8 protein-coding genes are annotated in these 7,645 nt (G+C 65.4%); 4 read left to right on the top strand and 4 right to left on the bottom strand.

Going from position 1 to position 7,645, the window contains the following annotated elements:
- Both AC1D1S_RS17630 and AC1D1S_RS17625 read right to left on the bottom strand, forming a co-directional pair.
- The coding region (locus AC1D1S_RS17630; RefSeq protein ID WP_476995059.1) for an FAD-dependent oxidoreductase at positions 1-945 on the bottom strand (945 nt) is incomplete at its 3' end.
- A 264-nt stretch (positions 946-1,209) separates the two neighbouring features.
- Positions 1,210-1,818 carry a helix-turn-helix domain-containing protein gene (locus tag AC1D1S_RS17625; RefSeq protein ID WP_028277301.1) on the bottom strand — a complete coding sequence of 203 codons (609 nt, stop codon included), beginning with the start codon at positions 1,816-1,818 and terminating at the stop codon, positions 1,210-1,212.
- 589 nt (positions 1,819-2,407) lie between these two features.
- Here AC1D1S_RS17625 and AC1D1S_RS17620 point away from each other — a divergent pair.
- Both AC1D1S_RS17620 and AC1D1S_RS17615 read left to right on the top strand, forming a co-directional pair.
- Positions 2,408-3,712 (top strand): MFS transporter, encoded by a 1,305-nt coding sequence (locus AC1D1S_RS17620; RefSeq protein WP_476995058.1) that lies wholly within the window; start codon positions 2,408-2,410, stop codon positions 3,710-3,712.
- Positions 3,713-3,818: 106 nt separating this feature from the next.
- Positions 3,819-4,328: a cytidine/deoxycytidylate deaminase family protein gene (locus tag AC1D1S_RS17615; RefSeq protein ID WP_476995057.1), complete on the top strand. Its 510-nt coding sequence runs from the start codon at positions 3,819-3,821 to the stop codon at positions 4,326-4,328.
- A gap of 233 nt (positions 4,329-4,561) precedes the next feature.
- Here AC1D1S_RS17615 and AC1D1S_RS17610 read toward each other — a convergent pair whose 3' ends face one another.
- Positions 4,562-4,981, bottom strand: a complete 420-nt coding sequence (locus AC1D1S_RS17610) for a DUF4383 domain-containing protein (protein WP_243180267.1) — start codon at positions 4,979-4,981, stop codon at positions 4,562-4,564.
- A 220-nt stretch (positions 4,982-5,201) separates the two neighbouring features.
- On the opposite strand from AC1D1S_RS17610, the gene AC1D1S_RS17605 reads away from it, so the two are divergent.
- Positions 5,202-6,521, top strand: a complete 1,320-nt coding sequence (locus AC1D1S_RS17605) for a cell division protein PerM (RefSeq protein ID WP_476995056.1) — start codon at positions 5,202-5,204, stop codon at positions 6,519-6,521.
- 21 nt (positions 6,522-6,542) lie between these two features.
- Here AC1D1S_RS17605 and AC1D1S_RS17600 read toward each other — a convergent pair whose 3' ends face one another.
- Entirely contained in the window at positions 6,543-6,986 is a 444-nt protein-coding gene (locus AC1D1S_RS17600) for a hypothetical protein (RefSeq protein WP_243180256.1), read from the bottom strand.
- A 39-nt stretch (positions 6,987-7,025) separates the two neighbouring features.
- Here AC1D1S_RS17600 and purN point away from each other — a divergent pair, with 39 nt between their 5' ends.
- On the top strand, positions 7,026-7,601 hold the full coding sequence (purN, locus tag AC1D1S_RS17595; RefSeq protein WP_028277307.1) for a phosphoribosylglycinamide formyltransferase: 576 nt from the start codon (positions 7,026-7,028) through the stop codon (positions 7,599-7,601).
- The last annotated feature ends 44 nt before the right edge of the window (positions 7,602-7,645 follow it).

Raw genomic sequence — 7,645 nt, 5'->3', positions numbered from 1 at the left:
GGGCAGGTTGGCGCGGACGTAGTCCACGGCCTCGGTGATGCGGTCCCGCGCGGCGAACTCGGCGGCCGTCATGTCCGCCGGGTCGACGCCGTCGAACCCGGTCATGTGGGGTGCGTTGCACCAGACGACGCCGTCGATGGGGGTCTTGAGCCACCACAGTTCCCAGGCGCCGCCGAGGAGGCGCTTGATCTTGCGGTTGATGGCGCGGGCTTCCTTCGGGTTGGCCTGTTCGAAGGCCTCCGCGGCGTTGGTGTCCACGTTGCCCAGGCGGAAGACGAGCGTGGTGAGGTAGCTGTCCTTGACGTAGCTGGCGCCGGCCCGGGAGGCGACGTCGATGTCGCCGGTGGTGTCGATGACGATGTCGGCCATGAAGGCCTGCGGGCCGGATTTGGTCTCGCAGATGACGCCCTTCATGACGCCGTTGTCCACGATGGGGCGGGAGAACCAGGAGTGCAGGCGCAGGTTGACGCCGGCCTCGCGGACGAGGTCGTTGGAGACACGCTTCCAGCCGTCCGGGTCGAAGGCGGCGGCGTAGCAGACGGGCTTGGGGGTGGTGTGGGAGTGGAAGTCGAAGGTGCCGTAGCGGCCCCACTTGTTCCACAGTTCCTCGGAGGTCTTGCGGTCATCGGCCGGCGGGACGATCGCCAGGCCCAGCTTCTGCAGCCGCTCGACGTACTCGGAGACGATGCCGGTGACCGTGATTTCCTGGCCGTTGATCATGTCATCGAGCACCAGGACCATGCCGCCGGAGGCGAGGCCGCCCAGGGCGGAGTAGCGTTCCAGCAGCGTGACAGAGGCGCCCGAGCGGGCCGCGGTGACGGCTGCGGCCACGCCTGCGGGGCCACCGCCGACGACGAGGACGTCGGAGCGGGAGATGACAGGGGCGGTGAGGTCCGCCGTGGTGGTGCTGAGTTCCAGCGACGACATGGCTGTGGACGGGTTCATGGGGGATCCTTACTGTTTCGGCCGAAGTGCCGTTAGAGGCGTGCCGTGGGAACGGGTGCCGTTGGAACGGTGCCGGTGACGTAGAAGACGGTGCCCGGCAGTAACGCGGCAACGCTGACCGCGAAATCGACCCGGCAGAGGGTATGACGCATCGCGGCCGGTTGCGGGCCGTGGTGCGGGCTGTTGGAGGGGTTCCGGCGGACACCGCGGTATAGAAGAGGCGTCCGGACCGGAGAAAGGGTGACGGCGGCTAGGGCCGGCGGATCACCACGCGTGAGGTGCGTTAACCCAGATTGCTACGCAGACCTCTTCGTAGCTGTTCTTGTACCAGTGGGGCGTATCCGAGGAGAAGGTGATCGAATCGCCTTCTTCCAGGGTGTACTTCTCGCCGTCCAGGAAGATGTCCTTCCGGCCGGAGAGCACGATGCCGAATTCCTCGCCGCTGTGCCGGAAAGGAGTGGCGCTGGTGTCGTGGCCTGGCGGACTCACGATCCATTGGGCCTCCAGCGCACCGTTGAGGTCCGGGGTGAGCAGTTCGTAGACTGCTTCACCTACGGACTTCTTGGTGACGCCCTTGAGGTTCCGCCGCTCGGCCTTGCGGACCACGGGGGACCTGGTTTCCTCCTGTCCGAGGAAGAACTTCCCCACCGGAATGTCCAGGCCGTGTGCCAGCTGCGCCAAGGTGGTGAAAGAGGGATTGGCCAGGCCGCGTTCGATCTGGCTGACGATCGCCGGGCTGAGGCCAGTGACTTCCGAGAGCTTCGCGAGGGTCATTCCTTTGTCCTTGCGCATGTTGCGGACCTTGTTGCCGACGGTGGCAAGAAGGACGCTTGTGCCGGCGGGGGAATGTCCCGTGACGATTTCGTTGGTCATGCTCCGACTCTCTCTTGGTGAGCTAACACACATAACTATAGTGAAAACTTTTAGCGAATCAAGGTTTTGCTGAATATTTTTACGGTTCCGGACTGAATCTGCGCCTGACGTGGGGCTTTGTGATCCGGCCTGGGCCCGGCCCGCCGCGGGCGGACGGGACTTCTCCGAAAACCATTGACTCTGTGAAGATCTTCAATATAGTTGTGTGAGCCGCAACACTTTGGGCAGGAATGCTTCAAACAGGTTAGGGTGCACAGCCTTCTGGCGGAAGGTGCATCCGACCCGCGAACCCGTTCCTTTCCTTAAGCAAAGCTGCCGTGACATCTGCCAAGCCATCCGCAGAGCACGATGTTGGCCGGTCACCAGGGACCAGTTCCTTGTTGCCGAGCTGGATGGCCCGTTTGCATTCAAGCGCTACGAAGAGGCATGCGTAGCTATCTGGGCTAACTCGCCTCCCATGTGGCGAGCCGGTCCCGCCCGCGGACCAAGCCAAACGATAGTTTCGATTGCCGGCGACCCCAACGGGGGTGCCCGCCGGCAATCCGTACCCTCACGCACCCCGAAAGTGCGGGGGAAGGAAAAAGGAATCATGACTGACACTGTCGTCAAGACTGACCTGGAGACCGGCCGCAAGTCCCGGCTATCTCCGGAAGTCCGCCGGGGACTGCTCGGCCTTGGACTTGGAAACACCCTGGAATGGTACGACTGGATGGTCTTCGGCCTGCTGTCGGCCTTCATCGGACCCAAGTTCTTCCCGTCGCAGGACCCCGTTGCCGCGACGCTGAGCGCGCTGGCAGTCTTTGCCGTCGGCTTCGCGTTCCGTCCGCTGGGCGGCATCCTGCTCGGGACCTTCGCCGACAGGATCGGACGACGGCGGGTAATGCTCTGGTCCATCATGATGATGGCGATCACCACCCTGATCATTGCCGTGTCGCCGACCTATGACCAGATTGGCCCCGCGGCCGGCGTCATCCTGCTGGTCTGCCGCATCGTTCAGGGCATCTCCACCGGTGTCGAAGCTCCGCTGTCCACCGCCCACGCCGTCGAACTCGTCCCCGAAGGACGCGAGGGCTTTGTCGCCGGCATCATCTCCTTCTACGTCAACGCAGGCATCCTGCTCGCCTCGCTGGTCAGCTACCTCTCGTCCCTGATGCTCGGTGGGGCCGTCATGGCCGACTGGGGATGGCGTGTGCCGTTCATCGTCGGCGCAGCCTTCGGCTTCGTCGTTGTCTACCTCCGCCGGACGCTTCCGGAAACCATGAGGCCGGAAGAACTGGCGAACAACTCCGCCAAGACCGTCTGGGGTGGAGTGCGCAAGCACTGGCTCAGCGTCCTGGCCATCACCTTCGTCGTCGGCGCGGCGCAGGCCTACAACTACGCCTGGAACACCGGCCTCCCGACGGCGGCCCGCACCGGCTTCAAGGAGGACGCAACCGCCGTCTTCGCGCTCACCACCATCCTCGGCGTCGTGCTGGTTGTCGGCAGCCTCATCATCAGCAAGGTCGCTGACGGCAAGTCGATGTCCAAGTGGTTCCTGATCACCCGTGCCCTGGCCATTCCGTCCGTGTTCCTGATGCTGATGTACGTCAAGCCCGGCATCGCCGGCTTCGCGGCCGTCCTCCTCGGCGGCTCGGTTGTGCTGGTCCTGAACATGACCCTGTACAACGTGGTCACCAGCTCCCTGATGCCGAAGGGTTGCCGCGGCGCCGGCACCGCGCTCGGCTACGGCCTGGGCGTCGCCCTCTTCGGTGGCACGGCCTCCTACCTCCTGGTCTGGCTCCAGTCCATGAACGCCTCTTGGATCTTCCCCGTTTACGTGGCCGTCCTGTCGGCGCTCAGCATCKTCTTCTACCTGCTCGCCCGGAAGAAGAACGGCATCTTCATCGGCCGGTAGAGCACGCAGCCGGCCACGACCACGGCCGGTTACGAAAACAGCCAGTTACCAAAACAGCCAGGCCAGAACACAGGCACGCAAGAACAGYGGTAAGCAGGAACGGAAAGTGGGAACCCTCATGGACGCCAGTCGCCCGGACACAAACGGCTTGCAGGCAAACGTGATCTCCTTTGATCTCGACGCCTCCGACGTGGAGCTTTACGAGGCAGCGCGCGCGCTGTTGCTCACCGCCCACCACAACGAGAACCACCGGGTGGCTGCYGCCATGCGCGGTGAATCGGGGGCCATCTATCTCGGACTGCACATTGGCGCCAAGCGCATCAACGTGTGCGCCGAATCCAGCGCCCTCGCCAATGCCCGCATGGCCCAGGAGCCAGCAATCCACTCCGTGGTAGCCGTCAGCATGGACGGGCAGGGACACCCCCAGGTCACCAACCCGTGCGGCCTCTGCCGGGAGCTGCTGCGTTCTTACGGAACCGAGACATCTGTACTGGTCGATGCCGGGGGCGAGGTGGGCAAGGTCCGGATCAAGGAACTGCTGCCCTTTCCCTGGATGCGTGCCACCGAAACGGAGTGGGACACAGTTCCGCCCCGCGTTCAGGAACACGCAAGCTAACGAGCCGCCGCGGCACCCGCATCATCACCGGCGGCAACGGCAGCGGCAGGGCATCACGGAAGGCCGGGACTCACAAAGTCCCGGCCTTCCGGCGTGCCGGGAGGCTCCGCCKTCGGGCAGCCCCAGACGCCACACAGAAAGCTGGTGCAGCGGCCGCGTTTCCGCTAAACCACTGCACCAGCAGGTAGTACGAATTTTCTGAATACTATGAAACGTTACTCATTCGCGGCTCCCTATGTCCCGGGGGTTGATGACCGGGTCTTTACGTCTTCTTCCAGGTGCCTTGTCATCAGCCAGCCTGCGCCGGCCATTACTACGCCCATCACCATAAAGGCCCAAGTGTCCATGGTGTTCAGCGACAGGAAGTTGGCCGCCGAATCCACGCCGACGATGAAACCGTAAATGCTAAGGACGATGTACAGCAGACCGGAGCCCATGAGGAAATTCCGGGCGCCCATGGCAGTCCGGGACATGGTCAGGCCGGTGGCGCCGATCGCGAGCTGAACGATGTTCAGCAACATCGACACCTGGAACAGGCCCAGGAACAGGGCCTTGGAATCGGGCCCGAAGAACCTCAGTTCGCTGTAATTCGTAGTGATGCCGGGGATGAACCCCAAGATGCCCACGACGATCAGGACGATACCTGCACCCATGCCGACGTTCTGTACATCTGTCCGACCAAAATGAACGCCGTGCGCATGAGGAGATGCGGTAGTCATTATCTGCCTCCAACCACTGATTGCGGACATTTACAATTTTACGACCGGGGTGTGCAAAAAGCGCCGGGGGCCCCCGACGGCAAATCCGGCGGATCCGGCCAATGTGCCTGTCGGAAACCGGCCGGGTGCCGGGCCCGTGGCACCATGGATCTCGATGAAACTGCGCGCTGATCAGACCGGACAACGTGGCCTTCCCATGCCCCTGTGGCTGCAGGGTGCCCTCGAGTCCGCCCAGGCCGCCGTCATTTCCGCCCTCGTGGTGGTGGCCCCGATCGTCATGGTCTGGGCCACGGCCGGATTCCAGCATGACGGATTCGATGTCCTGGCGCGCCTGGCCGGCCAGGCCTGGCTGCTGATCCACGGCGTGCCCCTGCTGCTGGACACCGCCGGTGCCGGGTCCGCCGCGCAGCCGGAATCCGGGACGCTCTCGCTCATTCCGCTGGGCCTGGCCCTCATCCCGTTCCTRCTCGCCTGGCGCGCCGGACGGCGCCTTGCCCGCGCCTCATATACGGACCAGCTCTGGCAGGCGCTGCTCGGCTCCTGGCTGGCGTATGCCGGATTCGGGATTGCGACGGGCTTCGTCTGCCGCACGGCCGACGTCGGCATCAGCCTGTGGGCCGCCGCGTTCATTCCCCTCGTCCCGTTCGGGCTCGGCATGGTGGTGGGTGCGCGCCGCGAGGCCGGGTCGTGGAGCCGGCTGATCGGCGTCGACGCAGTGGCCTGGCTGTCCCGTACCAGCCAGCACTCGCGTTGGGCCGGGTCCTATCTGGGTTCGGCCATCAAGGCAGGCTCGGTGGCGCTGATGGCGAGCCTGGCGATGTCCGCCGCGCTGCTGGCCGTTGACCTCTTCATCCACTGGAACCTTGTGGTCGCCGTTTATGAAGGGCTCGACGCCGGCGCCATGGGCGGCGGTGTCCTCACCATCGTGCAGCTCGGCTTCCTRCCCAACCTCGTCGTCTTTGCCTTGGCCTGGATCTCCGGCGCGGGGTTCGCCCTGGGCGTCGGGTCGCTGGCCGGACCGCTTGGGACCGCCGTCGGGCCGCTGCCGTCCGTTCCGGTGTTCGCCGCACTGCCGGCCGGGTCCCTCGACTTCGGCTTCGTGGCCCTGGTGGTGCCGGCGCTGGCCGGGGCGCTGGCCGGCTGGTGGTTCCTGCGCGAAGGCGAAAACCACTTCGATGAATGGCTGTCCATCAAGATCCGGGCCCGCTGGTTTACCGCCGCCGCCTCCACCCTGGTGCTGGGCGCGGTGATCGGCTCCGTCGCCGGGCTGCTCGCGGCGGGGCTCGCCTGGCTGGCCCGCGGTTCTGCCGGCATCGGTCGGCTGACGGAGATCGGGCCCGACCCGCTGCGCACGGCACTGTTCGTGGCCGCGGAGGTCGGGATCGGCGTCATGATCGGCTACGCGGCCGGACCGTGGCTGGAACGCCAGCAGAAGCTGCGCGAGGCAGACCTGGAGACGGTCAGCAGCCGCTAGCCCGGAGTGTGGGTTCGGCTGCTAGCGCAGCTGCGTGGGCAGCTGCCTCGGCAGGGACTTCTCCAGTTGCGTCCTGCATTCCGAGGTTGCCTGCTGCGTCAGGGCGTAGCGGACGCACTGCTGGTAATCGCGGATCTGGTTGAAGAACAGTGTCGAGGCCAGGACCACCAGCAGCATCACCGCCGACACCACCAGTCCGGATATCGCGCCGTACAGAACCAGCCGCGATTCCTTGTATTTCACCGCCCGGACCAGGACCACGATGCCCAGCACGATCCCCGCCACCGTGAGCAGCGCCGTCAGCCACACGTAACCCACGTCGAGCTGGAAGACGAAGAACGAGCCCAGGACCGCGATGACGAACAGCCGGAACAGGGTGTGCGTCAGCCGTGCGGAATCTTGTGCTGCCTGGCCGACCGGTTGCCGGTCGGACTGGCCGCTGCCGGATTCCGTGGGGGGATTCATGTTTTCCAGCTTACGCGAGCGGCCCCATAAGCTAGGACCATGCGCATAGTTGTCCTCGTTTCCGGCACCGGCTCCAACCTCCAGGCAGTAATCGATGCCGTGAAGTCCGGCGCGCTCGACGTCGAGATCGCCGCCGTCGGCGCCGACCGGCCGGGGACGTTCGGGGTGGAACGCTCCGCCGCCGCCGGGATTCCCACGTTTGTAGTGGACTTCAAGGCCTACCCGGACAGGGCGGCCTGGGACGCGGCCCTGACCGAGGCCGTCGCCGGCTTCGCCCCGGATGTGGTGGTGTCCTCGGGCTTCATGCGGATTGTCAGCGCCGACTTCATCGACGCGTTTGGCGGCAAATACCTCAACACGCACCCGGCGCTGCTGCCGTCCTTCCCCGGCGCCCACGGTGTCCGCGACGCGCTGGCCTACGGCGTGAAAGTCACCGGCTGCACGGTGCACTGGGCCGACGCCGGGGTGGACACGGGCCCCATCATCGCGCAGGAAGCCGTGGCGGTCGGGGACGGCGAGAGCGAGGAATCCCTGCACGAGCGCATCAAGGTGGTGGAACGCCGGCTCCTGGTCTCCACGCTCGCTTCCCTCGCCGCGGCCCACACCCCCGCCTGATTTCCGCGCTGCCGGCCCAACTAGCCTCACCCAAACCCCACCCA

It is taken from the genome of Arthrobacter sp. P1_A5, assembly GCF_056406825.1.
This window is presented reverse-complemented; position numbering and strand designations above follow the sequence as displayed.

Excerpts from the sequence above, each read along its gene's own strand:
- AC1D1S_RS17625 (WP_028277301.1), bottom strand. The coding sequence starts at position 1,818 with ATGACCAACGAAATCGTCACGGGACATTCCCCCGCCGGCACAAGCGTC.
- AC1D1S_RS17610 (WP_243180267.1), bottom strand. The coding sequence starts at position 4,981 with ATGGGTGCAGGTATCGTCCTGATCGTCGTGGGCATCTTGGGGTTCATC.
- AC1D1S_RS17600 (WP_243180256.1), bottom strand. The coding sequence starts at position 6,986 with ATGAATCCCCCCACGGAATCCGGCAGCGGCCAGTCCGACCGGCAACCG.
- purN (WP_028277307.1), top strand. The coding sequence starts at position 7,026 with ATGCGCATAGTTGTCCTCGTTTCCGGCACCGGCTCCAACCTCCAGGCA.